Annotated in this window: 27 protein-coding genes and 1 tRNA gene; 27 read left to right on the forward strand and 1 reads right to left on the reverse strand. The window is 30.3% G+C overall.

Features of this window, described 5'->3' with window-relative positions:
- Positions 1-8 precede the first annotated feature (8 nt).
- From prmC to mreB, 25 genes are all read left to right on the forward strand, one after another.
- Positions 9-1,772: a peptide chain release factor N(5)-glutamine methyltransferase gene (prmC, locus tag B3N22_RS17635; protein WP_286909097.1), complete on the forward strand. Its 1,764-nt coding sequence runs from the start codon at positions 9-11 to the stop codon at positions 1,770-1,772.
- Positions 1,773-1,855: 83 nt separating this feature from the next.
- The gene (gene prfA / locus B3N22_RS17640) at positions 1,856-2,941 is read left to right on the forward strand and encodes a peptide chain release factor 1 (protein ID WP_286909098.1); all 1,086 of its coding nucleotides are present in this window, start codon (positions 1,856-1,858) and stop codon (positions 2,939-2,941) included.
- An 87-nt stretch (positions 2,942-3,028) separates the two neighbouring features.
- Positions 3,029-3,616: a hypothetical protein gene (locus B3N22_RS17645; protein WP_286909100.1), complete on the forward strand. Its 588-nt coding sequence runs from the start codon at positions 3,029-3,031 to the stop codon at positions 3,614-3,616.
- A 10-nt stretch (positions 3,617-3,626) separates the two neighbouring features.
- A complete protein-coding gene (locus B3N22_RS17650; RefSeq protein ID WP_286909102.1) occupies positions 3,627-4,679 on the forward strand; it encodes an L-threonylcarbamoyladenylate synthase in 1,053 nt (350 codons plus the stop codon).
- 11 nt (positions 4,680-4,690) lie between these two features.
- Positions 4,691-5,149, forward strand: a complete 459-nt coding sequence (locus tag B3N22_RS17655) for a low molecular weight protein arginine phosphatase (RefSeq protein WP_286909104.1) — start codon at positions 4,691-4,693, stop codon at positions 5,147-5,149.
- A gap of 60 nt (positions 5,150-5,209) precedes the next feature.
- Positions 5,210-5,659, forward strand: coding sequence for a ribose 5-phosphate isomerase B (rpiB, locus tag B3N22_RS17660; protein WP_021800473.1), 450 nt, complete (start codon positions 5,210-5,212; stop codon positions 5,657-5,659).
- Between the two features lie 18 nt (positions 5,660-5,677).
- Positions 5,678-6,307, forward strand: coding sequence for a uracil phosphoribosyltransferase (upp, locus tag B3N22_RS17665; protein ID WP_073022513.1), 630 nt, complete (start codon positions 5,678-5,680; stop codon positions 6,305-6,307).
- A gap of 100 nt (positions 6,308-6,407) precedes the next feature.
- Entirely contained in the window at positions 6,408-6,899 is a 492-nt protein-coding gene (locus B3N22_RS17670) for a dCMP deaminase family protein (RefSeq protein WP_021800475.1), read from the forward strand.
- 16 nt (positions 6,900-6,915) lie between these two features.
- Positions 6,916-8,070 carry a non-hydrolyzing UDP-N-acetylglucosamine 2-epimerase gene (gene wecB / locus B3N22_RS17675; protein ID WP_286909106.1) on the forward strand — a complete coding sequence of 385 codons (1,155 nt, stop codon included), beginning with the start codon at positions 6,916-6,918 and terminating at the stop codon, positions 8,068-8,070.
- A gap of 394 nt (positions 8,071-8,464) precedes the next feature.
- Positions 8,465-9,646, forward strand: a complete 1,182-nt coding sequence (locus tag B3N22_RS17680; protein WP_286909108.1) for an acetyl-CoA C-acetyltransferase — start codon at positions 8,465-8,467, stop codon at positions 9,644-9,646.
- Positions 9,647-10,256: 610 nt separating this feature from the next.
- Positions 10,257-10,613 carry a hypothetical protein gene (locus B3N22_RS17685; protein ID WP_286909110.1) on the forward strand — a complete coding sequence of 119 codons (357 nt, stop codon included), beginning with the start codon at positions 10,257-10,259 and terminating at the stop codon, positions 10,611-10,613.
- 8 nt (positions 10,614-10,621) lie between these two features.
- Positions 10,622-11,302, forward strand: a complete 681-nt coding sequence (locus tag B3N22_RS17690) for a F0F1 ATP synthase subunit A (RefSeq protein WP_286909130.1) — start codon at positions 10,622-10,624, stop codon at positions 11,300-11,302.
- Positions 11,303-11,328: 26 nt separating this feature from the next.
- Positions 11,329-11,559, forward strand: a complete 231-nt coding sequence (gene atpE, locus B3N22_RS17695) for an ATP synthase F0 subunit C (protein ID WP_021800480.1) — start codon at positions 11,329-11,331, stop codon at positions 11,557-11,559.
- A 62-nt stretch (positions 11,560-11,621) separates the two neighbouring features.
- Positions 11,622-12,101: a F0F1 ATP synthase subunit B gene (locus B3N22_RS17700; RefSeq protein ID WP_286909112.1), complete on the forward strand. Its 480-nt coding sequence runs from the start codon at positions 11,622-11,624 to the stop codon at positions 12,099-12,101.
- 1 nt (position 12,102) lies between these two features.
- Positions 12,103-12,642 carry a F0F1 ATP synthase subunit delta gene (locus B3N22_RS17705; RefSeq protein WP_073022509.1) on the forward strand — a complete coding sequence of 180 codons (540 nt, stop codon included), beginning with the start codon at positions 12,103-12,105 and terminating at the stop codon, positions 12,640-12,642.
- A 10-nt stretch (positions 12,643-12,652) separates the two neighbouring features.
- The gene (gene atpA / locus B3N22_RS17710; protein WP_286909115.1) at positions 12,653-14,167 is read left to right on the forward strand and encodes a F0F1 ATP synthase subunit alpha; all 1,515 of its coding nucleotides are present in this window, start codon (positions 12,653-12,655) and stop codon (positions 14,165-14,167) included.
- 155 nt (positions 14,168-14,322) lie between these two features.
- Positions 14,323-15,171, forward strand: coding sequence for an ATP synthase F1 subunit gamma (atpG, locus tag B3N22_RS17715; RefSeq protein WP_286909116.1), 849 nt, complete (start codon positions 14,323-14,325; stop codon positions 15,169-15,171).
- Between the two features lie 15 nt (positions 15,172-15,186).
- On the forward strand, positions 15,187-16,584 hold the full coding sequence (gene atpD, locus B3N22_RS17720) for a F0F1 ATP synthase subunit beta (RefSeq protein WP_286909117.1): 1,398 nt from the start codon (positions 15,187-15,189) through the stop codon (positions 16,582-16,584).
- A 23-nt stretch (positions 16,585-16,607) separates the two neighbouring features.
- A complete protein-coding gene (locus B3N22_RS17725; RefSeq protein ID WP_286909118.1) occupies positions 16,608-17,012 on the forward strand; it encodes an ATP synthase delta/epsilon chain alpha-helix domain-containing protein in 405 nt (134 codons plus the stop codon).
- Between the two features lie 153 nt (positions 17,013-17,165).
- Positions 17,166-17,816: a hypothetical protein gene (locus tag B3N22_RS17730; RefSeq protein WP_286909119.1), complete on the forward strand. Its 651-nt coding sequence runs from the start codon at positions 17,166-17,168 to the stop codon at positions 17,814-17,816.
- Positions 17,817-17,837: 21 nt separating this feature from the next.
- Positions 17,838-19,097, forward strand: a complete 1,260-nt coding sequence (gene murA / locus B3N22_RS17735; protein ID WP_286909120.1) for a UDP-N-acetylglucosamine 1-carboxyvinyltransferase — start codon at positions 17,838-17,840, stop codon at positions 19,095-19,097.
- Between the two features lie 94 nt (positions 19,098-19,191).
- On the forward strand, positions 19,192-20,244 hold the full coding sequence (gene spoIID, locus B3N22_RS17740; protein ID WP_286909122.1) for a stage II sporulation protein D: 1,053 nt from the start codon (positions 19,192-19,194) through the stop codon (positions 20,242-20,244).
- 167 nt (positions 20,245-20,411) lie between these two features.
- Complete coding sequence (locus B3N22_RS17745) at positions 20,412-21,179, forward strand: M23 family metallopeptidase (protein ID WP_286909124.1); 768 nt, start codon at positions 20,412-20,414, stop codon at positions 21,177-21,179.
- Positions 21,180-21,283: 104 nt separating this feature from the next.
- Positions 21,284-21,535, forward strand: a complete 252-nt coding sequence (gene spoIIID / locus B3N22_RS17750) for a sporulation transcriptional regulator SpoIIID (protein WP_021800490.1) — start codon at positions 21,284-21,286, stop codon at positions 21,533-21,535.
- Positions 21,536-21,627: 92 nt separating this feature from the next.
- Positions 21,628-22,650, forward strand: a complete 1,023-nt coding sequence (gene mreB, locus B3N22_RS17755; RefSeq protein ID WP_286909126.1) for a rod shape-determining protein MreB — start codon at positions 21,628-21,630, stop codon at positions 22,648-22,650.
- Positions 22,651-22,707: 57 nt separating this feature from the next.
- On the opposite strand, the gene yyaC is transcribed toward mreB, so the two are convergent.
- On the reverse strand, positions 22,708-23,247 hold the full coding sequence (yyaC, locus tag B3N22_RS17760; protein WP_073022500.1) for a spore protease YyaC: 540 nt from the start codon (positions 23,245-23,247) through the stop codon (positions 22,708-22,710).
- Between the two features lie 151 nt (positions 23,248-23,398).
- Between yyaC and B3N22_RS17765 the strand changes: the two genes are divergently transcribed.
- Both B3N22_RS17765 and B3N22_RS17770 read left to right on the forward strand, forming a co-directional pair.
- Positions 23,399-24,013: a splicing factor 3b subunit 2 gene (locus B3N22_RS17765; protein ID WP_286909127.1), complete on the forward strand. Its 615-nt coding sequence runs from the start codon at positions 23,399-23,401 to the stop codon at positions 24,011-24,013.
- 172 nt (positions 24,014-24,185) lie between these two features.
- A tRNA-Thr gene (locus B3N22_RS17770) sits at positions 24,186-24,260 on the forward strand.
- Positions 24,261-24,286 lie beyond the last annotated feature (26 nt).

Here is a 24,286-nt window from a genome sequence, read left to right on the forward strand (position 1 = left end):
ATGATTGTATGAAAAAGGAAGATGTAGGAGGCCAAGCAGTAATAGAAGGAGTAATGATGAGAGGCACTAAGGGGACAGCTACAGCAGTACGAACTCCTAGTGGAAAAATTGAGGTAGAATTTTCAAATGAAGTTCCTATAACAAAGAAGTATTCAATATTAAACATACCTTTTATAAGAGGTTTTTTTGTTTTTATAGATTCATTGTTATTAGGAGTAAAGTCATTAAATTACTCAGCTAGCTTTTTTGACGAAGATGATGAACCGTCAAAGTTTGATGAATGGTTTAATAAAAGGTTTGGTGAGAAAAGCAATGATATATTGATATACATAAGCTTAGCTATATCTTTTGCTATGGCAATGGGTCTTTTTGTATTAATACCCACTTTTATAGCCTCTCTATTTAGAGGGATAACAACATCATCAATTATTTTAAATATAATAGAAGCAGTTATTAGAATAGTTATACTTATTTCTTATATGATAGGTGTAGGAAGACTTGAGGATATAAAAAGGTTATATCAATATCATGGAGCAGAGCATAAGACGATATCATGTTATGCTAGCAACGATGAGCTTACAGTTGAAAATGTAAAAAAACATACAAGGCTTCATCCTAGATGTGGAACAAATTTTATATTTTTAATAATGTTTATAAGTATAATAGTATTTTCATTTACTAGTTTTAGTTCAGTAGGCGAAAGGTTAATTCTAAGAATAGTATTATTGCCTCTAATTACTGGAATAACTTATGAGTTAATAAAGTGGCTAGGTAGAAACGAAGGAGTGATTTCGAGAATAGTAGCAACTCCGGGATTAAAACTACAACTATTAACAACAAAGGAACCAGATGATGATCAAATAGAGGTTGCTATAAGAGCATTAAAAGAAGCAGAAGGAATAAAGCCAAAAGAAATAAGTGTAGGAGAGCTACTAAGTAAGTCTACAGAAATACTTAAGACAGCAGAGATAGATAGCTATATTATAGATGCACAGCTATTGTTAGCAAAAGTTGTTGGTAAAGATAGATTATATATAATTACACATAAAGAAGAGTTGGTTCCAAAAGAGCAAGAAAATTTAATGAATACTTATATAGAGGAAAGAAGAAAGAAAAAACCTTTAAAATATATTACTAATTCAGCTGAGTTTATGGGAATGGAGTTTTATATTAAAGAAGGAGTTCTTATTCCTAGAGGGGATACTGAAATACTAGTACACGAACTATTAGATATTATTAAGGACGATAAAGAATATAAGATATGTGATTTATGTACAGGTAGTGGAGCTATAGGTATATCAATAGCAAATTTAAGAAATAATGTAAGTGTAGATTGTATAGATATTGAGAAAGCGCCAGAAGAAGTTACTAATATAAATATAGAAAAATTTTCTTTGGAGAGTAGAGCTAGATTTGTACATTCAGACTTGTTAGAACAAGCTATAAATAATAATGAAGAATATGATATTATAGTTTCAAATCCTCCATATATTAAAAAGGAAGTAATAGATACATTGATGGAAGATGTTAAAAATTATGAGCCTATGGTAGCTTTAGATGGCGGGGATGATGGCTTGGATTTTTATAGAAAGATATCAGAAGACAGTAGGAAGGTTTTAAAGAAAGACGGTATACTAGCTTTTGAAATTGGTCATGATCAAGGAGAAGAAGTTAAAAAAATAATGGAATCTTTAGGATATACTGATATATATGTTAAAAAAGACATGGCTAATTTAGATAGAGTTGTAATTGGAATAAGAAAAGTTGATTAGAAATAATCAATTATGATATAATAATTAGATGTGAAAAATTATACTATAGATTAGTTTAAAAATAATTGTACGGAGTGATAATAATGTTACTAGACAGATTAAATTTTATAGAGAATAAATATGATGAGTTATCAGTAAAAATAAGTGATCCATCTATTATGGCAAACCAAAATGAATGGAGAAAACTTTGTAAGGAACACGCTGATTTAGAGATAATAGTTAATAAATATAGAGAATATAAAACTGCAACTGAAGACCTAGAAGTAAACAAAGAAATGCTTGGTTCTGAAAGTGACAAAGAAATGAAAGAAATGATTCAAGAAGAAATAAGAGAGCTAACAGAAAGAGAAGAAATTCTAGCTAATGAAATTCAAATTTTGTTACTACCAAAAGACCCTAATGATGATAAAAACGTATTTGTGGAAATAAGAGGGGGAGCAGGTGGAGAAGAAGCGGCTCTATTTGCATATAATCTTTTTAGAATGTACACAAGATATGCAGAAACTCAAAGATGGAAAGTCGAGCTTATGAGTGTAAATGAAACAGATATTGGTGGGTTCAAAGAAGTTGTATTTATGATTAAAGGAGATGGAGCTTACTCTAAACTTAAGTATGAAAGTGGAGTACACAGAGTACAAAGAGTTCCAGACACAGAATCATCAGGAAGAATACACACTTCAACAGCTACAGTAGCAGTTCTTCCAGAAGTTGATGATGTTGAAGTTGAAATAAATGAAAAAGACCTAAGAATAGATGTTTATAGATCTTCAGGTAATGGAGGTCAATCGGTAAATACAACAGACTCAGCTGTAAGAATAACACATATTCCATCAGGACTTGTAGTTGCTTGCCAAGATGAAAAATCGCAGCTTAAAAACAAAGAAAAAGCTATGAAGATATTAAGATCTAGATTATTTGAAATAGCAGAGGCGGAAAGAACAGCTGGAATAGCAGAAGATAGAAAGAGCCAAGTTGGAACAGGAGATAGATCTGAAAGAATTAGAACATACAACTATCCACAAGGAAGAATTACAGATCATAGAATTGGATTAACTCTATACAAGTTAGATACTTTTATGGATGGAGATTTAACTGAAATGATAAACTCTCTAATAACAGCAGACCAAGCAGAAAAAATGAAATTAATGGGAAACAATGATAGCTATTAATTCATATGAGTCAACTAAATTTTTAACATAAAAAACTCAGCTATGCTGAGTTTTTTTATCAACTGTTAATCTTAAAGGAGGTAGTTTATGAATATATCAAAAGCAATTAAAAAACAAAAAAAGTCCTCTAAAAGATTCAAAATTCTAATGATATTTATTTTTATATTACTGCCTATTATAGTTTTGTTAACAGATATGACTCAAGCATTTTTTATAGCATATTTAGTTTTTATAGAAACACTTATATTACTGGCATTAATTCACAAAGTTAACTGGGAGAAAATTGAGTTTAGCTGCCATAACAATAAATTGAAATATAAGTGTGGATTGTTTTCCAAAGAATTGCTGATATTATGCGATAAAGTACAATTAGTTCACACAGAAAAATCAAAAGATGATATGGAAATAATAATAATATCAACAGTAAGATTTAAAAATAAAAATTATAAACCTATAACTCAAGGATTTCTAAAAAAGTATCCGATGGTAAATGAAGAATACATAAAAATAAAAAAATTAAATCCAGAGAACATGTTCTATTTTCTAATTATTAGAAAAGGTTCTTTAGTAAAGTATAACTTACTAGATATTATTTTTAAAAATTGTGTTAAAGCTACATATACTCTTGATGCTATAGAGAATATAAAAATAGCTAGAGGGCAAAAAGAGATTTAAGGAGAATCATATGGACACTAAAATTTCTATAATTAAAGATATACACAATGATTATAAAAGAATAGAAGAGGCAGCAAGTGTAATTAAAGAGGGTGGAGTTGTTGCATTTCCTACAGAGACAGTTTATGGATTGGGAGCAGACGCGTTAAATCCACTAGCAGTAAAAAAGATATTTGAAGCAAAAGGAAGACCACAGGATAATCCTCTTATAATTCATGTAGCTAACAAAAATCTTGAAAGTTTAGTTCAAGAAATTCCAAGTATTTCGAATAAAATTATGGATAGGTTTTGGCCAGGACCATTAACTTTAATATTTAAGAAAAATAATATAATACCTGATGTGACTTCTGCCAATTTAGATACAATAGGAATAAGAATGCCTAGTAATGAGATTGCATTAAAGTTAATAGAGAGTTCAGGTACACCAATAGCAGCACCATCAGCGAATATTTCAGGTAGACCAAGCCCTACAGATGTAGAAAGATGTATTGAAGACTTAGAGGGAAAGATTGAATACATATTAGGCGGAAACAGAAGTGATGTAGGTGTAGAATCAACAATATTGGATTTAAGTGTAGATCCTCCTTGTATTTTAAGACCAGGTGGAATTACTTTGGAAATGCTTAAAGAGATAGATGAAAGAATATATATAGATCCAGCAATAATGAAAAAAAGTAATGAAAATATAAAACCAAAAGCACCAGGAATGAAGTATAGACACTATGCTCCTAAAGCTAAAATCAAAATAATAAATGGAAATACAGAAAAAACTATTGAAAAAATTAGAGATTTGTTGCAAAATTATATAGACGCTGGATTAAAGGTTGGAATAATGACTTGTGATGAACATATTGAGCATTATCCTAATAAAGCAGAGCGTATTTCTTTAGGATCTAGAAATAGAATGAATGAAATAGCAAAAAATCTTTTCGAGGCTTTAAGGAGTTTTGATGATAAAGCTGTAGACATAATCCTTGCAGAAGGATATGAAGAAAAAGATTTAGGAATTGCTATAATGAATAGGTTAAAAAAAGCTGCTGCTTATGATATTTTAGAAGTTTAATGGAGGTTTTGATGAAGAAGATTCTTTTTGTTTGTACAGGAAACACTTGCAGAAGTCCTATAGCTGAAGCTATATTTAATAATTTGAATAAAAACAAAGATATAATAGCTCATTCTGCTGGAATTAGCGTATTTCCTGGTAGTAAAACATCAAATAACTCTAAAGAACTAATTTTTTCAAATTTAGGAGTTGATTTCTCAAATAGAAAAGCAGTGCAGTTAACTAATATAGAATTAGATGAGGCCCATATAATTCTAACTATGACTTCATCAATGAAAAGAGCATTAATAGATGCTCTACCTTATGGTTCTCAAAAAGTTTATACACTTTGTGAGTATGTAGGTGAAAATGGGGATGTAATAGACCCATATGGTGGAGACTTAGCTATTTATGAGAAGACATATTCTCAATTAGAAAAGTTAATAAATAAATTATTGCTAAAAATTAAAGAGGAAGAAGGTATTCTTTAGATACTTTTTCTTCTTTTTTTTGGATAGATTACCACAAATTTAATATGGAGGTGTATAACGATGAAGATAGCAATTGGCTGTGATCATGGTGGATACAATTTAAAAGGTGAAATAATCAATTATTTAGAAAGTAAATCAATTGAATATAAGGATTATGGAACCTTTACTAAAGAATCTTGCGACTATCCAGATTATGCTTTAAATGTAGCAGAAGCTGTAGTAAGCAAAGAATACGATTTTGGAATTTTAATATGTGGAACTGGTATAGGAATCAGTATAGCTGCAAATAAAGTTCCAGGAGTAAGGGCTGCATTATGTAGTGACACTTTTAGTGCGCATGCAACAAGAGAACATAATAATGCTAATATTTTAGCATTAGGAGAAAGAGTTGTTGGTCCAGGACTTGCAATAGATATAGTTGATACCTTCTTAAATTCTGAATTTCAAGGAGATAGACATCAAAATAGAATAGACAAAATAACAAAAATAGAAGAAAAATATTATAGATAATATTAGGAGGATTTTTAAATGAGCAAATTAACACAATTAAACCACCCATTAATATTCCACAAGATGGCGCTTATAAGAGACAAAAATACAGGGGCTAAAGACTTTAGAGAGCTTGTAGAAGAAGTTTCAATGTTAATGGCTTATGAAGTTACTAGAGATCTTCAAACAGAATATGTTGAAATAGAAACACCTATATGTAAAACTAAACACAGAGTTTTATCAGGAAAGAAATTAGCAATAGTTCCTATATTAAGAGCAGGTCTTGGTATGGTTGATGGAATGTTAAAACTAATACCAGCAGCAAAAGTTGGACACATTGGATTATATAGAGATGAAGAAACTCTTAAACCAGTAGAGTACTTCTGTAAATTACCACAAGATATAGCTGAAAGAGATATAATGGTAGTAGATCCTATGCTTGCAACTGGTGGATCAGCAGCGGATGCTTTAACATTACTTAAAGAAAAAGGAGCTAAAAACCTTAGACTTGTATGTTTAATATCAGCTCCAGAAGGAATCAAATATGTACAAGAAATACATCCAGATGTAGATATATATGTTGGAGCAATAGATGAAAAGTTAAACGAACATGGCTACATAGTTCCAGGTCTAGGTGATGCTGGAGACAGATTATTTGGCACAAAGTAAAAAATAGATTTAAGTAAATGAGGTTGGTTAATCCAACCTTTATTTACATTAAGGCAGATTTATTTTATAATTATATCAAAATGTTCTTTGAGGTGGGATAATGGAGCGGAGAGATAAATACAATTATTATCTGGATATAGCAGAAACCGTTTTAGAAAGAGGAACTTGTTTAAGAAGAAACTATGGATCTATAATTGTAAAAAATGATGAGATTATATCTACAGGTTATACTGGAGCACCTAGAGGAAGAAAGAATTGTCTTGACATAGGAACATGCGTTAGAGAAAAACTAAATGTTCCAAGAGGAACTCATTACGAGCTTTGTAGAAGTGTACATAGTGAAGCAAATGCCATAATAAGTGCAGCTAGAAGAGATATGATAGGTGCAACTTTATATTTAGTAGGAAAAGACTCAAAAACAAAAGAATATGTAAAAGATGCCAATTCTTGTTCCATGTGCAAAAGATTAATAATTAATTCTGGAATTGAAAAGATAATAATAAGAAACTCTAAAGATGAATTTAAAATATTCTATGTAGATGAGTGGATAGAAAATGATGAGTCGTTAAATTATGAGGTTAAAGGATATTAATCCTAATGGAGGAAACATGAAAAAGATAAAAATATTTACTATATTTGGTACAAGACCAGAAGCAATAAAAATGGCACCATTAGTAAAAGAATTAGAAAAAAGAGAAGGCATAGTTTCAAAGGTATGTGTAACAGCACAACATAGAGAAATGCTAGACCAAGTTTTAAATTATTTTGATATTAAGACAGATTATGACTTAAACATAATGAAGAGTAAGCAAACTCTAACAGGAATAACCACCAAAGTGTTAGAAGGTTTAGAAGAAGTTTTTGAAGAAGAGAAGCCCGATATGATATTAGTTCATGGTGATACTACTACAACATTTGGTGGAGCACTTGCAGCTTTTTATAAACAGATAAAGGTTGGGCATGTAGAAGCTGGACTAAGAACCTTTGATAAATATTTTCCTTTTCCAGAAGAGATGAATAGAAAGCTTACAGGAGCCTTAGCAGATATACACTTTGCTCCAACGGTAGGATCTAAAAACAATCTTTTAAGAGAAGGTGTAAAAGAAGAAGATATATATGTTACAGGAAACACTGTTATAGATGCTATGGAGCATACAGTAAAAGAAGAATATGTATTTGAAACAGAAGAGCTTAATCACATAGACTTTAACAAAAAGAAAGTAATAATGATAACAGCTCATAGAAGAGAAAATTGGGGAGAGGGAATAGAAAATATATGCACTGCTTTAAAAACTATAGTAGAAGAAAATAAAGATGTAGAATTAGTTTACTTAGTGCATTTAAACCCAGTGGTAAAAGATGTGGTATACAAACACCTAAATGACAAAGAAAGAGTTCATCTACTTACTCCTCAGGATACAAAAGAAACTCATAATCTTATGAATAAGTGTTTTATGGTAATGACTGATTCAGGAGGCTTACAAGAAGAAGCTCCTCACTTAGGAAAACCTGTATTAGTTTTAAGAGATGTAACAGAAAGACCTGAGGCTGTAGAAGCAGGAACTGTAAAGCTTGTTGGAACAGATGTAGAAACTATAATTAAAGAAGCTAACGATTTAATAAGAAATAAAGAAGCTTACGAAAAAATGAGTAAATCTGTTAATCCATATGGGGATGGTAAAGCATCTGAAAGAATAGTGGATGCTATCGAAAAATATTTTGGATTAAGCGATAAAGAAATAGAGGAATTTAAAAATAATTAAAGTAAAAACTCAGCTATAAGTCTGAGTTTTTTATTTTAATCAAGAGAATTAGTTGGATTTTTACATTATGTTTAATAACCATATAACCAGAAATCCAGAAATCCAGAAATCCAGAAATCCAGAAATCCAGATAACCAGATTTATGGCTAAAATATTGATATAAAATTATCTAAGTAACCATGATATAATGGTAGTAAATATTTAAAATAATATAAATAAGGAAAATAATATATATAAAATTGCTTATATAGAAATGAATAATGAGTTAATGAAGAGAAAAGTTTGTTATTTTTTTATCAAAAATCTTGATTAAAGATAAAATAGAAGTTATAATAAAAGAGAAGTTATAAATGAAAATAAAATCTTTAAATATATCCGTGGGAGGGTTATCAAAATGAGAGAAGTTGTTATTGTAAGTGCAGTTAGAACTGCATTAGGAACCTTTGGAGGAAGCTTAAAGGACGTATCAGCAGCAGATTTAGGCGCAATTGTAGTAAAAGAAGCAGTTAAAAGAGCAGGAATAAACCCTGAAAATGTTGATGAAGTTGTATTAGGAAATGTTATTCAAGCTGGATTAGGTCAAAATGTTGCAAGACAATCAGCTGTAAAGGCAGGATTACCATTAGAAGTACCAGCTATGACAATAAATAAAGTATGTGGATCAGGATTAAGAGCAGTTGCTCTAGCAGCTCAAATGATTAAAGCTGGAGATGCAGATGTAGTAGTTGCTGGTGGTATGGAAAATATGTCACAAGCTCCATATTTATTAAAATCATCAAGATGGGGTCAAAGAATGGGCGATGGAAAAATGGTTGACTCTATGATAAATGATGCTCTATGGGATGCATTCAATGACTACCACATGGGAGTTACAGCTGAAAATATAGGAGAACAATGGGGACTTACTAGAGACGAATTAGATGCTTTCTCAGCAGCTTCTCAACAAAAAGCAGAAGAAGCTATAAAATCAGGAAGATTTAAAGATGAAATAGTTCCAGTAGTTATTCCACAAAGAAAAGGAGAACCAAAAGTATTTGATACTGATGAGTTCCCAAGATTCGGAACAACTAAAGAATCGTTAGCAAAACTTAGACCTGCATTTAAGAAAGATGGAATAGTAACAGCTGGTAATGCATCAGGAATCAATGATGGAGCAGCAGCGATAGTTGTTATGAGTGCAGATAAAGCAAAAGAATTAGGAATAAAACCATTAGCAAAAATCCTTTCTTATGGTTCAAAAGGATTAGATCCTTCAATAATGGGATATGGACCATTCCATGCTACTAAAAAAGCATTAGAAGGAACAGGATTAACAGTTAGTGATTTAGATTTAATAGAATCAAATGAAGCTTTTGCAGCTCAAAGTTTAGCAGTTGCTAAAGATTTAGAATTTGATATGAGTAAAGTTAATGTTAATGGAGGAGCTATAGCATTAGGTCATCCAGTTGGAGCTTCAGGAGCAAGAATATTAGTTACATTACTTCATGAAATGGAAAAAAGAGATGCTAAAAAAGGTCTAGCTACTTTATGCATAGGTGGTGGACTTGGAACAGCCTTAATAGTTGAAAGAGAATAGTTAATTATATAAGATACCTATCAAACAATGATTTCAGTCTTTGTTTGATAGGTATTTTTTTATTCCTTAGTGAAGTAACATAGGTTATTAAATAGGGGATTGATTACCCTGAAAAGTGAGATGAAATAAGGGTATAAAGGGTCTAGCTACCTTCTTTATTCCTATAATTATAAAAAGATAGCTTCAATATAGAAATTAAAAGTAATTACTGATAAATATTTTGTGAATAAAAGTGAATGACATTATTCAATTGTGGATTTAAAAAAGAAAATGTTTGATGAGGCAAGTTTAATTAAATTCAAAATATATCAAGAAATTACTAATTTCAATAAAAAAATAGCAAAAAAATATTAATTGAAAATGTTGTCAAACTAGATGTTGCATAAAAATAAAATAATCAGAAAATTCTTAATAATGAATTGAGATGCAAGAATTATTTATTATTATAGATAAGAGAAAAATTAGTAAGATATCCCGACATAAAGCTTAGTATTTTAAGCTATTAAGGCAATTTGACGAAATAAGATGTATTTTAGTCTGATATAATGTTTTGTTAATAAAAACTAACAGTATATAATAATCACAGGCATTACAAAAAGGAGTCAAACTTATGGATAAATCCTTAAAAGAACTACTAGTTAAGAATTTTAGGTTTACGATTATAATAATAATGGGTGTAACAGTAGCATTATTACCGTTATTAGGTATAAAAATTGCATTTGCATATTTTATAGGTGCAATTTTAGGTTTAATAAATTTCATGTCTAGTGGAATTATTATGGGAAAGTACTTTTTGAAGAAACCAATTCTCATAAATATAGGATATATGTTAAGAATATTACTAATAATATTAGTAGCAATTCCTTTCACAAATGACTTAATTATGTTTTTAGCATATTTAGGTGGATTTATATCTCATCATATATGTTTAATTTTTTATTGGATTTTTATTAAAGAAAGGAAGTGATTATGCTTATGGAAGAATCAAAACCATTGTATTCTTTTATAGTTGGGAATTTTACAATAGATATTACTAAAGAACTTGTAATACAGTGGATAATAATGTTAATAATTATTTTATTAGCTTTTTGGGCAACTAAAGGTATGAAAAAAAGACCAAATAAAAAGCAAACAGTTGTGGAAGTCCTTTATAATGCTATAAAAGGTGTTGTTGTTCAAAATATGGGCGAAAAATATGTAGGATTTATTCCATACATAGGCACACTAGCGATTTTTATTCTATTGCTAAATTTAACCGGATTAATAGGTGTGGCACCACCTACTGAAAACTATAGTGTTACATTAGGATTAGCTTTAATGACTTTTGTGGTTGTTCAGGCTTATGCAATTAAAACTATAGGGATCAAACATTACTTTTTAGGACTAGGTCAGCCATTTGCGGCTATGCTTCCATTAAATATAATGGAAAGAATAATGTTACCTGTATCTCTTTCATTGAGACTTTTTGGTAATATAATGGCAGCAACAGTACTTATAGAATTGGTATATCAAGCTTTAGGAAGTCTTTCTTTCTTTGCACAAATAGGAATACCAATATTTTTACATGCATATTTCGATATATTCGATGGTGTTATACAAATGGTCATTTTTGTTATGTTGACCATGATTAACATAAAAATAGTAGCAGAACATTAATATCTAAATTTTAAGGAGGAACAAAAATGGAAATTGCAATGAGAGCATTAGGGGCAGGTATCGCTGTATTAGTAGGAATTGGAGCTGGTATAGGTATAGGAAATGCAACAGGTAAGGCTGTAGAAGGTATTTCTAGACAACCAGAACAAAGCGGAAAAATAACTACTACTTTATTAATAGGTTGTGGTTTTGCTGAAGCAACAGCTATATATGGACTATTAATATCAATCTTATTAATTTTTGTAGGTATAAAATAATAAACAAATAAATGGAATTATAAATTAATTATTGACTCCAGAAGGGAGGCATGGGCTTCGAGATGGAAATAAATTGGTCGTTGATTGTAGGAACTATAATAAATTTTATTATTTTGTTAGCAATTTTAAAGCACTACTTCTTTAATAAAGTAAAAGATGTTATAGAAGATAGACAAAATGAAATTGAAGATAAGATAATAAGAGCAGATGAAGATTTAGAAAAAGCTAGAATATTTAAGCTTGAAAATGAAAGAATACTTAAATCAGCAAGAGAAGAAGGTAAGAAGATTACTGAAGAATATAAAAGAAAGGCTGATAAAGTTCACAGTGAAATTCTTCAAGAAGCTAATAAAGAAGCAAATGTAGTAATGGAAAGAGCAAAAGTTGAAGTTGAAAGAGAAAAAAATAAAGCAGAAGCTGAATTAAAGAAGCAAGTTGTTGATTTAGCAGTAATGCTATCCGTAAGAGCTTTAGAAGAAAGTATTGATGAGGAAAAACATAGAAAACTTATTAATGACTTTATAGCTAAGGTAGGTATTTAATATGTATGAATATTTGGATAGAAGATATGCTTTAGCTCTTTATCAGGTTGGAGAAGAAAAAGGTAAGGTAGAAGAATATTTACGTGATTTGAGAGAAATCTGCGATCTTGTGTACAATAATCCAGAGTTTTATGAAGTAATAAAACATCCTCAAATAAGTACATCTAAAAAGAAAAGTACTTTTGTAAATATATTTAAAGGAAAAATTGATGAAGAATTATTATCTTTCCTATTATTACTTATAGAAAAAGATAGAATCCTTTATTTAAAAGAAAAACTAAATGAAATGGAAAAAATTCATTTAGAGAGAAATAATACTTTAATTGCTAAAGTTAAAAGTGTTATTCCCCTTACAGAAGAACAGCATAATAAGCTAACAGAAAATTTACAGAATAAATATGATAAAAAAGTGGTTCTTCAAGAGGAAATTGATAAAAGCATAATTGGTGGGTTATACGTTAGAGTTGGAAATGATGTAATAGATGGAACAGTAAAATCCAAACTCGACGAAATGAAAGCTCGTATGCTAAAGAGAGAATAGAGGTGAGTCTATGAATATCAAACCAGAAGAAATTACATCCATTATTAAAAATGAAATTCAAAAATATGAAAAACAAATAAAAACAGTGGATTCTGGTACTATAATTCAAATAGGTGACGGTGTTTCTAGAGTTTATGGCCTTGACGATTGTATGGAAGGAGAGCTTTTAGAATTTCCTAACAATATATATGGAATGGCACTAAACTTAGAACAAGACAATGTTGGATGTGTTCTTTTAGGATCAGAAGAAGGAATAAAAGAAGGTGACATTGTAAAGAGAACCGGAAAAATAGTTGAGGTACCAGTTGGAGACGCACTTGTAGGCAGGGTTGTTAACTCTTTAGGAGTAGCTATAGATGGGAAAGGACCTATTAAAAATGATGGTTTTAGACCAATAGAAGTTCCAGCGCCAAGCATAATTGATAGAAGTTCAGTTAATGAACCTCTACAAACTGGAATAAAAGCTATAGATACAATGATTCCTATAGGTAAAGGTCAAAGAGAGCTAATAATCGGAGACAGACAGACTGGAAAAACAGCATTAGCTTTAGATGCTATTATAAATCAAAGAGGCAAAGATGTTATATGTATATATGTAGCTATTGGTCAAAAACAATCTACAGTTGCACATATAGTTAACACACTTACTGAAATGGGGTCTATGGATTACACAATCGTAGTAACTTCAACAGCTTCTGATAGTGCTCCTCTTCAATATCTTGCTCCTTATGCAGGATGTTCTATGGGAGAATACTTCATGAATAAAGGAAAAGATGTTCTCATAGTATATGATGATTTGTCTAAACATGCGGTTGCTTATAGAACAATGTCATTATTACTTAGGAGACCACCAGGAAGAGAAGCTTATCCAGGGGATGTATTCTATATACATTCAAGACTTCTAGAAAGAGCTGCGAAGCTTTCAGAGAAGAATGGTTCAGGATCACTAACAGCCCTTCCTATAATTGAAACATTAGCAGGAGACGTTACTGCTTATATACCAACAAACGTAATATCTATAACTGATGGACAGATATTCCTTGAGTCAGAATTATTTTATGCAGGTCAAAGACCAGCTGTTAATGCAGGTATTTCTGTATCAAGAGTTGGTGGTAACGCTCAGATAAAAGCTATGAAGCAAGCTTCAGGAACATTAAGAATAGAGCTAGCTCAATACAGAGAACTTGCAGCTTTTGCTCAATTTGGATCTGATTTAGATAAAGATGCTAAAATGAGATTAGAAAAAGGTAAGAGATTAGTAGAGATATTAAAACAAGCTCAATATAAACCTATGGATGTTGAAAAGCAGATAATGATTCTTTATTCTGCAGTTAATGATTTCTTATCAGATATTAAAGTTTCTGATATTAAGAAATTTGAAGCAGAGTTTTTAGAATTTATGGATACACACCATAGAGAAGTAGGAAAAGCTATAATTGAACAAAAAGTATTAAGCGACGAAATTAAGACTGGTTTAGAATCAGCTATATTCGAATTTAAGAAAATGTTTCTACAAAATGCGTAGCAGTAAATTATAACCTATACAATAAGGTGTAAAGAATTGATACCTAGATATAAGTGAAGGAATTAAAAGCCTAATATAATAAGGTGTAAGGAATTAAAACCTAATAAAATAAGGTGCATAGCTAAAAGCTATGCCATCTTTTAGGAGGTGGATATATGGCAGGAGCAGGACTTATCCAGATAAAAAGAAGAATTAAGTCTATAACTAATACAAAGAAAATTACAAAAGCCATGGGACTTGTTGCCACTTCAAAACTTAGAAAAACAAGAAAACAACTTTCTTTTAATGATAAATACTTTAATTCTTTAAAAGATTTAACAGAAAGTTTAATAAGTTCTATAGAGGAAGATGACAATAGTATTTATTTTAAAGCTAATAATCAGGGACCTGCATTATATATTTTAATTGCATCCGATACAGGATTATGTGGAGGGTTTAATGGAAATATAGTAAATTATTTTATGACTCAAAGCGTAAACGCAGAAAATGCTGAGGTTATGGTTGTAGGGCAAAAAGGATTATCTTATCTTAAGAGGTATAATCAAAGTACATTAGCAGAATATGTTGATATACCAGACGTACCAACGATTAAGGAAGCTAAGATAATTTATGAACATGCAATTAGACTTTATAAAGAGGGAAGTATTTCAGAAATAAATGTGATATATGCTGAATTTATTTCCCCTGTTAAACAAAATTTGAAAAAAGTTAAATTACTTCCAATGGATAAAATAGAAGGTAAAAAAGCTAATATTATAGCAGAACCTAATATTGAAGAAGTTGTTGAAGGAACCTTGGATATTTATTTGAAATCATATATATTAAATTGCATGCTAAATTCTAAGGCGAGCGAGCAAAGTGCTAGAATGACTGCAATGGATGGAGCAACTAATAATGCAAGTGATTTATTAGATGCATTAAATACTAAATATAATAGAATCAGACAAACCGCTATAACTCAAGAAATTTCTGAAATAGTTGGTGGAGCTGAGGCTCAAAAATAGTGAGGAGGTATACTAATGCCTGGTACTATCGGAAAAGTAGTTCAAGTAATTGGACCAGTTATTGATATAAAATTTGATACAGATGCTCTTCCAAACATATATAATGCAATTGAAATTTGCATGGGAGAACATAAAGTTGTAGCTGAAGTTGAACAACATATAGGTGATGATATAGTTAGAGCTATAGCGATGGAAGCTACTGAAGGATTAAAAAGAGGTATGGATGCTTTAGATACAGGAAAACCTATATCAGTACCTGTAGGAGAACAGGTTCTAGGTAGATTATTTAATGTTCTAGGTAGCCCTATGGATGAAAAGGAAGAGGTAAAGGCTGAAAAGTATTACCCAATTCATAGACCAGCTCCAACCTTTCAAGAACAATCTGTTGAACCAGAGATGTTTGAAACTGGTATTAAGGTAATAGACTTAATTGCTCCATACCAAAGAGGTGGAAAAATAGGTCTATTTGGAGGGGCTGGAGTTGGTAAGACAGTTCTTATACAAGAACTTATAAACAACATAGCTAAACAACATGGTGGACTTTCAGTGTTTACTGGTGTTGGAGAAAGATCAAGAGAAGGAAATGATCTTTATCATGAAATGATGGATTCAGGAGTTATAAATAAGACTGCTTTAGTATTCGGTCAAATGAATGAACCACCTGGTGCTAGAATGAGAGTAGCATTAACAGGGCTTACAATGGCAGAATATTTTAGAGATAAAGGTCAAGATGTATTATTGTTTATAGATAATATATTTAGATTTACTCAAGCTGGATCAGAAGTATCAGCTTTACTTGGAAGAATTCCATCAGCAGTTGGATATCAACCAACATTAGCAACAGAAATGGGTGCTCTTCAAGAAAGAATCACATCAACAACTAATGGTTCTATAACATCAGTTCAAGCAGTATATGTTCCAGCGGATGACTTAACAGATCCAGCTCCAGCGACAACATTTGCTCACTTAGATGCAACAACAGTTTTATCAAGAGAAATATCTGAACTTGGTATTTATCCAGCTGTTAGCCCATTAGATTCAAGTTCTAGAATTCTTGATCCTAGAATAGTTGGTGAAGAGCATTATGAAGTAGCTTCTAAGGTTAAACATATTCTTGAAAGATATAAAGAATTACAAGATATAATAGCTATCTTAGGTATAGATGAACTTTCAGAAGAAGATAAACAAATAGTTTCTAGAGCAAGAAAGATACAAAGATTCTTATCTCAACCTTTTACTGTAGCTGAACAATTTACAGGATTCCAAGGTAAGTATGTACCTGTAGCTGAAACAGTTAGAGGTTTTAAAGAAATTCTTGAAGGAAAACATGATGATGTTCCAGAATCAGCATTCCTTTTTGTTGGATCTATAGAAGAAGCTGTAGAAAAAGGTAAGAAGATTGCTAATTCATAGTAGTCTTATGAAGGGAGAATATTATGTCTAAAAAATATACTTTGAAAATTATAACTCCCGATAGAGAATTATTTGAAGGTGAAGTAAGTAAAACTATAGTCCCAACTAATGATGGGAATATAGAGATATACGCTAATCATACACCTATAACAGTTATAACTGTTCCAAATAAAACTGAGTTTGTAGATGAAGAAGGAAATAAAAAAATACTATTTACATCAAGCGGAGTTGTAACTTTTAATGATGGTATGCTTACTTTTTGTTGCGAATCAGGTGAATGGCCAGAGGAAATAGATGTTGCTAGAGCTGAGGAAGCAAAAATGAGAGCAGAAAGCAGAATAAAAGATTCAAGCAAATTTGATGAAAAAAGAGCTAAACTAGCATTAAGTAGAGCTCTAATCAGAATAGATATAAAAAATAATTTGTGATAAATAAAACCCTAGCAGTGTTAGGGTTTTATTTTATGCTTACTATATGGAAAATATTCACAAAAATATAAAGAATTAATATAATAATAATATATCTAAGTGAATAAAAGCTTTTTGCCTTGACAATAATTAAGAGGAAAGGTAGGGGGTATAATGAAGTACAAAAAATTTGCAATGGTTGTACTTTTCCTTTTTTCTCTCTTAACTTTTTTAAATTTTTACAATTTAAAATGCCAAGGTTTTCAAAGTTTAGAAGGGAAGTTTTTAGAGAACCATAAGGATGTAGAGAGAACTTTAATAGTTGAAGGTAAAAGTTATTTAAATAACCGTGATTTTAAAGATTTAATAAAAAGCAAAATGAATAGTGAGTTTTACGGAGAAAAATCTTTAGAAGAAAATACTACTTCTTTCTCTTATAAAATATTAAATGAATTAGATGATATTCAAGTGGATGTATATAATGATGAAAAAAACTCTTTTAGAATTATATATTCAACAAAGAATAATAAGGAAAATCTAGAAGAGGTTAAAAAAAATATAAATCATCTCCTAGAGGAAGTATCATATGATGTGAGATATTTTAAAGAACTTAAGGGAAGAATAGATATACAAGGAGATTTAGAAGAAGTATTAGACAAGGAGCTGAAAGCAGTAGGAATAAAGAGCTATACATCTTTAAAAATTAATAATGGATATACTGGGAAGGCAGAATTGGCTAATAGTACTATAAACTTCGCTATTTGCACATATGAAAAAAACTCTTATATGGTTATTGGCGAACCATTAATAGTTTCAACATATTAACAATAGTTTATGGAGGATAACATGGAAAAAATCAGAGTAAAAGGTGGAAATACTTTAGCTGGTGAAGTTAATATTAGTTCTGCAAAAAATTCTGTGCTCCCAATAATAGTAGCATGTATTTTATGTGGAGATGAAATTACAATAAAAGAGGCACCACTCTTAGAGGATGTATATGTTATATGTAATGTATTAAAAGAATTAAATGCTGAAGTAGAAATAAATAAAATAACAAGAGAATTAAAAATTAATACAAAAAATTTAATTCCTAATAATGCAAATAGTGAACTAATAAAAAAAATGAGGGCATCATTTTTAATAATGGGACCTATGATAACTAAGTTTGGTTATTGTAAGTTATCGCATCCTGGTGGATGTAATATAGGAACAAGACCTATAGACCTTCACTTAAAAGGATTAAAAGCTTTGGGTGCAGAAATATCCATAGGACATGGATATGTAGAAGCTAAGGCAAAAGAACTTATAGGGAATCGAATTTACTTAGACTTTCCTTCTGTAGGAGCAACAGAAAATATAATGATGGCAGCGGTTTTTGCTAAAGGTACCACTATAATAGAAAATGCTGCTGAGGAACCAGAAATATGGGATTTAGCAAATTTCTTAAATTCTATGGGAGCAAAGGTTTATGGAGCTGGGCAGGGGAAAATAACTATTGAAGGAGTTAATTATCTAAAACCAGTAGTATATAAGCCTATATTTGACAGAATAGAAGCAGGAACGTTTATGGTTGCTGCAGCTATAACTAAAAGTGAAATAACTATAAATGGAGTTAATGAAGAGCATTTAAGACCTACTATTGAAAAACTTAAAGAATGTGGAGTAATAATGGAACTTGTAAATGGGAAAATGAGAGTTGATGGAAGGGGAGAATTAAGACCAGTAGATATAAAAACTCTGCCATATCCAGGTTTTCCTACTGATATGCAAGCTCAGATGATGGCTCTTTTAAGTCTCACCAAAGGTTCAAGTATTATATCAGAAACAGTTTTTGAAAATAGATTTATGCATGTCCAAGAACTACTAAGAATGGGAGCAAATATAAAAATTGATGGTAGAACAGCAATTATAGAAGGCGTTGATAGATTAACAGGTGCAGGAGTTAAAGCAACAGATTTAAGAGCAGGAGCAGCAATGATACTAGCAGGATTAGTAGCAGAAGGAGAAACAGAAATAAATGAAGTATATCATATAGATAGAGGGTATGTTAATATTGAAGAAAAATTAAAAATGTTAGGTGCAAATATATCAAGAATATATGAATAAAAAAATCAGCGTATGCTGATTTTTTTATTATTTGTCATAGCTTTCATATTTCTGAGTATATATAGTTATGTAAATTAATTATGAGGTGATAGCTATGAAAAGATATAATTTTGATGCAGGTATTATGAGAAAAGTAACATTATATTTTTCTTCTATATTGTGTTTAATATTAATTCCTATAATAATACTAAACGGAGAAATTGCTACCCCTAAGGATAAAGAGGATACTACAATTAAAGAAGATGAAAATACTAACATAAATAATGATAAAAAAGACTTTTCGAAAATAAAAGTTCATCATGTTGAAAGTAATTCAAATGAAGAGATGGATTTAGAAGAGTATATAGTGGGAGTAATAGCTGCAGAAATGCCAGCAGAATTTGAAATAGAGGCTTTAAAGGCGCAAGCTATTGCAGCAAGAACTTATGCATTAAAAAGAATAGTAACTCCTTGTGAACAGGCTAATGGAGCTGATATATGCGATACAGTACATTGCCAGGTATATATTAGTAAAGAGAAAAGAATGGGAATGTGGGATAAATCTCAGGAAGAGGAAGAGAATTATTGGAAGAAGTTTCAGCAGGCGGTACAAGAAACTAAAGGGAAAGTATTAAGTTATGAAGGGAAGCTAGTTTTATATCCACAGTTTTTTTCAACAAGCTGGGGTAAAACTGAAGATTCAGCTTCCGTATTTGCATCTGATATACCTTATTTAAGATCTGTAGATTCTCCTGGAGAAGAAGATTCAAAAAGCTATAAATCAAGTAAGGAATTAACCGTAGAAGAGTTTATTAAATTGGTTAACAATAAATATAAAGAAGCTAAGTTAAATGCCTCAAATCTAAATAGTTCGGTGAGTATATTAAGTAAAAATCCTGGTGGATCTGTTGCAGAAGTTAAATTAGGAGGAGCTAAGGTAAAAGGAACTGAGTTTAGGACATTATTAAATATAAAGTCAGCTAATTTTACTATTAAGATAGCTAACGGAAAGGTTAATATCGAGTGTATTGGTTATGGTCATGGGGTAGGAATGAGTCAAAGAGGAGCAAATGTAATGGCTAAAGCTGGCACTAAAAGTGAAGAGATACTTAAGCATTATTATCAAGGGGTAGAAATAAAAGATATAAAGGAAATTAACCTAAATTAAAATATTTTAGAAGTTATATATGAATTAGATTTTTTAATTCATATATAACTTCTTTTTTATTATAAAATATGTAAAAAATGTCGAAAGAAAATAGAAAAAAGTAATGGAAAAATTGTATTTTTTTAGTTTATAAAGGACAGACTACCAAATGGAGGTGTTCATAACTAATGGATAAAAAGAACAGATTTGAAAAATTAAAAAACTTACTTAGAAAGGAGAGTTTTTACGTAATTTTATTTTTGTGCCTATGTGTGGTAGCTAGTGCAGCAGCGATTTCAGTAAGAAAGGCTAAAGCAGATTTAACTCCACCTGTAGCGGATAGTTCGGATGACTTACCAATTAATATAAATGATTCTAGTGGAAACAATGTAATTGATAACGCTGATCAGGTTAAAAATACTAATGATAAGTCAAATGAAGAAAAATCAGACAATAATAAAGATGCTAATAAAACTTCTCAAAACACAACACAAAAATCAACCACCGTTTCAAATACAAATACTGTTAAATTTAATAAACCTTTAGATGGTACATTATTAAGAAAGTTTTCATATGGTATTGAGATGGTAAAAGTTGATACCAATAATTATGAAAGTATAAAAGGAATTGATATTTCAGCAAAAGTTGGAACTGATGTTTTAGCTGTAGCTGAAGGAGTTGTTGAAGAAGTTGGAGAAGAAGATGGTGATTTAAGTGGATGGTATGTTGTTATAAAACATACTAACGGCATGAAGAGTAAATATGCAAACTTAGATTCAAATATAAAAGTTAAAAAGGATCAAAAAGTTACTCAAGGAGCTGTCATCGGTAAAGTTGGAAATAGCGCTAAGAAATTTACTAATAAAGATGTTGGAGAACATTTGAAATTCCAAATGGTAGATTCAAAAGGCGAACAAGTTGATCCATTAAAATATTTTACACTTAAGACACAATAATTAATTTATATAATTGAAATCAGTCATTTAACAAAATGGCTGATTTCTAAGAACATTAAATAAATGAGTATTAACTAATATAACTAAATGAGGAGGATCCAGCTTTGAAAGACTATATTGAAGAAAGGGTATTAGAGGTTGCTCAGTATATAATAGATTCGAAAGCTACAATTAGAAAAACTGCAAAGGTTTTTGGTGTTAGTAAAAGTACTATTCATAAAGATATGACTGAAAGATTACCTAAAATTAACCCATCTATAGCACAGGAAGCAAAATATATTTTAGATTTAAATAAAGCTGAAAGGCATATTAGAGGTGGAAAAGCTACAAAATTAAAGTACAAGGCTATTGAATAGATTCATTATTCCATATTATAATATAAAAAGGAGAATATTGTTGAAAAATTTTAAATATTTTCGAATTTTATCATTATAGGAGTGAATATGAAATGTGGTTTTGGAAGATGGGAAGCGACTTAGCCATAGATTTAGGTACAGCTACTGTGTTAGTTTATATGGAAGGAAAAGGGATTATATTAAAAGAACCTTCAGTAGTAGCAGTGGATAAAAATTCAAATAAGGTACTAGCTGTAGGAGAAGAAGCAAGAAAGATGATTGGTCGTACCCCAGGGAATATCGTAGCAGTACGTCCATTAAGAGATGGAGTAATATCTGATTACGACATTACTGAAAAAATGTTAAAACATTTTATTCAAAAAAGTTGCGGTAAAAGAAAAATTTCTGCACCAAAGGTTATGGTATGTGTACCATCACAATCAACTGAAGTTGAAAAAAGGGCAGTTGTAGATGCTGCTAAAAACTCAGGAGCTAAGTCTGTATTTTTAATAGAGGAACCACTTGCAGCTGCAATAGGAGCTGGATTAGATATTTCAAAACCAAATGGAACAATGGTTATTGATATTGGTGGAGGAACCACTGATATAGCAATTATATCACTAAATGGTGTAGTTGTAAGAGCATCAATTAAGGTTGCTGGAGATAAGTTTGATGAATCTATTATCAGATTTATAAGAAGTAAATACAAGCTTATGATCGGAGAAAAATCAGCAGAAGAGCTTAAAATAACTGCAGGATCAGCACTAAGAGGTTCAAGAAATGTTACTTCTATAGTAAAAGGAAGAAATTTAATTACTGGATTGCCAGATAACATAGAAGTAACTACTGAAGAACTTACAAAGGCATTAGAGGAACCAGTAAGATTAATAATTGATAAAATTCGAGATGTTTTAGAAAAAACCCCACCTGAATTAGCAGCAGATATAATAGATAAAGGAATATTAATGACTGGTGGAGGAGCCTTACTTTATGGATTCGATAAATTAATTGAGATAGAAACTGGAGTAAAAGTTAATGTAGCTGATAATTCAGTAGATTGTGTTGTTTTAGGATCTGGAAAAGCATTAACATCATTAGAAAAAGGACATGGTGAGTTTTTAATCTCAGATAAATAGAGTATTTATAAAAATAAAATGCTACTAAAATATAGAATTTTTAGCAGCATTTTATTTTTATATAGAAAGTTTTTTTATATCACTCAAATAGTAAGAGTGAACGATGCCTTTAACAATAGATTTACTCATATCCATTATCAAAGAAAGGCGTATAGTTCGATTAGAAAAAATTTCAGTGGCGCTGCTTGAATCAACAATTCCTATAATAGAGGCATTACCTACATCGGGAAGTGTTTTTCCAACACCCTTTCCAGGATGTATAGCATAATCTCTAACATGAATTTCACCTATTGAATTAATATCTCCTAGACAAGCATCTATGCCTATTATTAAAGAATTAGGATGATTTTTATTAATCTCAACTAATTTTTTATCTATATTTAATGCGTGGATAGGTGAAGATAAAGTTCCGTAAATTGGTAAGGGTATTAGAGTTTCTTTTAGTAATGTACCTACTAGTGGTCCAAGAGAATCTCCTATACATTTATCAGTTCCTATACAGACTATTACAGTATTGTCTTTTATATAGTCTCTCAAGAAGTAAGCTATTTCGTAATAGGCCATATTTTCTTTATAATTTACTTTAACTTTATTCAAAAAAACCATCCTTTCTACTTGATGTATAAACAGTACTTTATTATATATGCAAGCAAAAAGAACGTTATTATATATAATAAAAAATTATAATATCAAAAGTATAAAATTGATAAATAATGGCAATAAAGGTTAATAGTAGAGAGGTGATAAAATGAGTAAAAAAATTTTAACAATATTAGTTATATTAGCAACAATTATAAGTGTAGTATTTATCTTATACCCAAGTAATCCTAAAAAATCAACAGAGCAAAGCGTACAAGTTAAAAATACTAATACATCTAAAAAACAAGTTGCAGATAAATCAAATAATGAAAATAGTACTAGTGTAACAAATGATAGATTAGAAAAGAAAAACAAAGCAGATGACGAAGAGAAAGTTGAAAATAATGATCCATTAATTAAAGTTGAAGGAAACGAAAATGAAAATTCGTATATAGATAATTCCCAAAATAAATATTATGAACCTGATAAAGATGAAGAAGAATCTTTGACTGCAAGTATGATTTTTAAGGTGGATAAAAATACAATAGAGAAGAAAATTTCTGTATCTAACAAAGCAAAATTGCTTTATTATGCAAGTAAATTATCTAATTTTGATTATGCACAAATCAAAGATATATTAGATAATGGAGATGAAGTGGATGGAGCTAAAGATATAGTTAAAATATTAAAAAATAGATTAAAAGCAAGTGATTATGAAGAAGTTAAAAAAATTCTCAGTCCTTATATAGATATAGAAAAAATAGAAAATCATATTAGTGTATAGGTTTAAAAGAAAGTTTGAAAAAATCAAATAATAGACTAATAAGGAGAAAAATATAGAAAATAGGAGTTTAAGTGTAATAATACCTGTAAATGAGGTATTTTAAGAGTTGAAACTTATTACTTATCCCCTTATACTAATCATTGTCGGTTCTGTAAAGAATCTAGATAAATCCGCTGGCATGGCTCAACGGTAGAGCAGCTGACTTGTAATCAGCAGGTTGTAGGTTCGATTCCTATTGCCAGCTCCAAAAATATGGAGGAGTTCCCGAGTGGC

The organism is Clostridium sp. UBA1652 (assembly GCF_002320975.1).
GTDB classification, from domain to species: Bacteria; Bacillota; Clostridia; order Clostridiales; family Clostridiaceae; genus Clostridium_T; species Clostridium_T intestinale.

What these genes read in the sequence shown, in the direction of transcription:
- prmC (WP_286909097.1), top strand. Translation starts at nt 9, where the DNA reads ATGAAAAAGGAAGATGTAGGAGGCCAAGCAGTAATAGAAGGAGTAATG.
- prfA (WP_286909098.1), top strand. Translation starts at nt 1,856, where the DNA reads ATGTTACTAGACAGATTAAATTTTATAGAGAATAAATATGATGAGTTA.
- B3N22_RS17645 (WP_286909100.1), top strand. Translation starts at nt 3,029, where the DNA reads ATGAATATATCAAAAGCAATTAAAAAACAAAAAAAGTCCTCTAAAAGA.
- B3N22_RS17650 (WP_286909102.1), top strand. Translation starts at nt 3,627, where the DNA reads ATGGACACTAAAATTTCTATAATTAAAGATATACACAATGATTATAAA.
- B3N22_RS17655 (WP_286909104.1), top strand. Translation starts at nt 4,691, where the DNA reads ATGAAGAAGATTCTTTTTGTTTGTACAGGAAACACTTGCAGAAGTCCT.
- rpiB (WP_021800473.1), top strand. Translation starts at nt 5,210, where the DNA reads ATGAAGATAGCAATTGGCTGTGATCATGGTGGATACAATTTAAAAGGT.
- upp (WP_073022513.1), top strand. Translation starts at nt 5,678, where the DNA reads ATGAGCAAATTAACACAATTAAACCACCCATTAATATTCCACAAGATG.
- B3N22_RS17670 (WP_021800475.1), top strand. Translation starts at nt 6,408, where the DNA reads ATGGAGCGGAGAGATAAATACAATTATTATCTGGATATAGCAGAAACC.
- wecB (WP_286909106.1), top strand. Translation starts at nt 6,916, where the DNA reads ATGAAAAAGATAAAAATATTTACTATATTTGGTACAAGACCAGAAGCA.
- B3N22_RS17680 (WP_286909108.1), top strand. Translation starts at nt 8,465, where the DNA reads ATGAGAGAAGTTGTTATTGTAAGTGCAGTTAGAACTGCATTAGGAACC.
- B3N22_RS17685 (WP_286909110.1), top strand. Translation starts at nt 10,257, where the DNA reads ATGGATAAATCCTTAAAAGAACTACTAGTTAAGAATTTTAGGTTTACG.
- B3N22_RS17690 (WP_286909130.1), top strand. Translation starts at nt 10,622, where the DNA reads ATGGAAGAATCAAAACCATTGTATTCTTTTATAGTTGGGAATTTTACA.
- atpE (WP_021800480.1), top strand. Translation starts at nt 11,329, where the DNA reads ATGGAAATTGCAATGAGAGCATTAGGGGCAGGTATCGCTGTATTAGTA.
- B3N22_RS17700 (WP_286909112.1), top strand. Translation starts at nt 11,622, where the DNA reads ATGGAAATAAATTGGTCGTTGATTGTAGGAACTATAATAAATTTTATT.
- B3N22_RS17705 (WP_073022509.1), top strand. Translation starts at nt 12,103, where the DNA reads ATGTATGAATATTTGGATAGAAGATATGCTTTAGCTCTTTATCAGGTT.
- atpA (WP_286909115.1), top strand. Translation starts at nt 12,653, where the DNA reads ATGAATATCAAACCAGAAGAAATTACATCCATTATTAAAAATGAAATT.
- atpG (WP_286909116.1), top strand. Translation starts at nt 14,323, where the DNA reads ATGGCAGGAGCAGGACTTATCCAGATAAAAAGAAGAATTAAGTCTATA.
- atpD (WP_286909117.1), top strand. Translation starts at nt 15,187, where the DNA reads ATGCCTGGTACTATCGGAAAAGTAGTTCAAGTAATTGGACCAGTTATT.
- B3N22_RS17725 (WP_286909118.1), top strand. Translation starts at nt 16,608, where the DNA reads ATGTCTAAAAAATATACTTTGAAAATTATAACTCCCGATAGAGAATTA.
- B3N22_RS17730 (WP_286909119.1), top strand. Translation starts at nt 17,166, where the DNA reads ATGAAGTACAAAAAATTTGCAATGGTTGTACTTTTCCTTTTTTCTCTC.
- murA (WP_286909120.1), top strand. Translation starts at nt 17,838, where the DNA reads ATGGAAAAAATCAGAGTAAAAGGTGGAAATACTTTAGCTGGTGAAGTT.
- spoIID (WP_286909122.1), top strand. Translation starts at nt 19,192, where the DNA reads ATGAAAAGATATAATTTTGATGCAGGTATTATGAGAAAAGTAACATTA.
- B3N22_RS17745 (WP_286909124.1), top strand. Translation starts at nt 20,412, where the DNA reads ATGGATAAAAAGAACAGATTTGAAAAATTAAAAAACTTACTTAGAAAG.
- mreB (WP_286909126.1), top strand. Translation starts at nt 21,628, where the DNA reads ATGTGGTTTTGGAAGATGGGAAGCGACTTAGCCATAGATTTAGGTACA.
- B3N22_RS17765 (WP_286909127.1), top strand. Translation starts at nt 23,399, where the DNA reads ATGAGTAAAAAAATTTTAACAATATTAGTTATATTAGCAACAATTATA.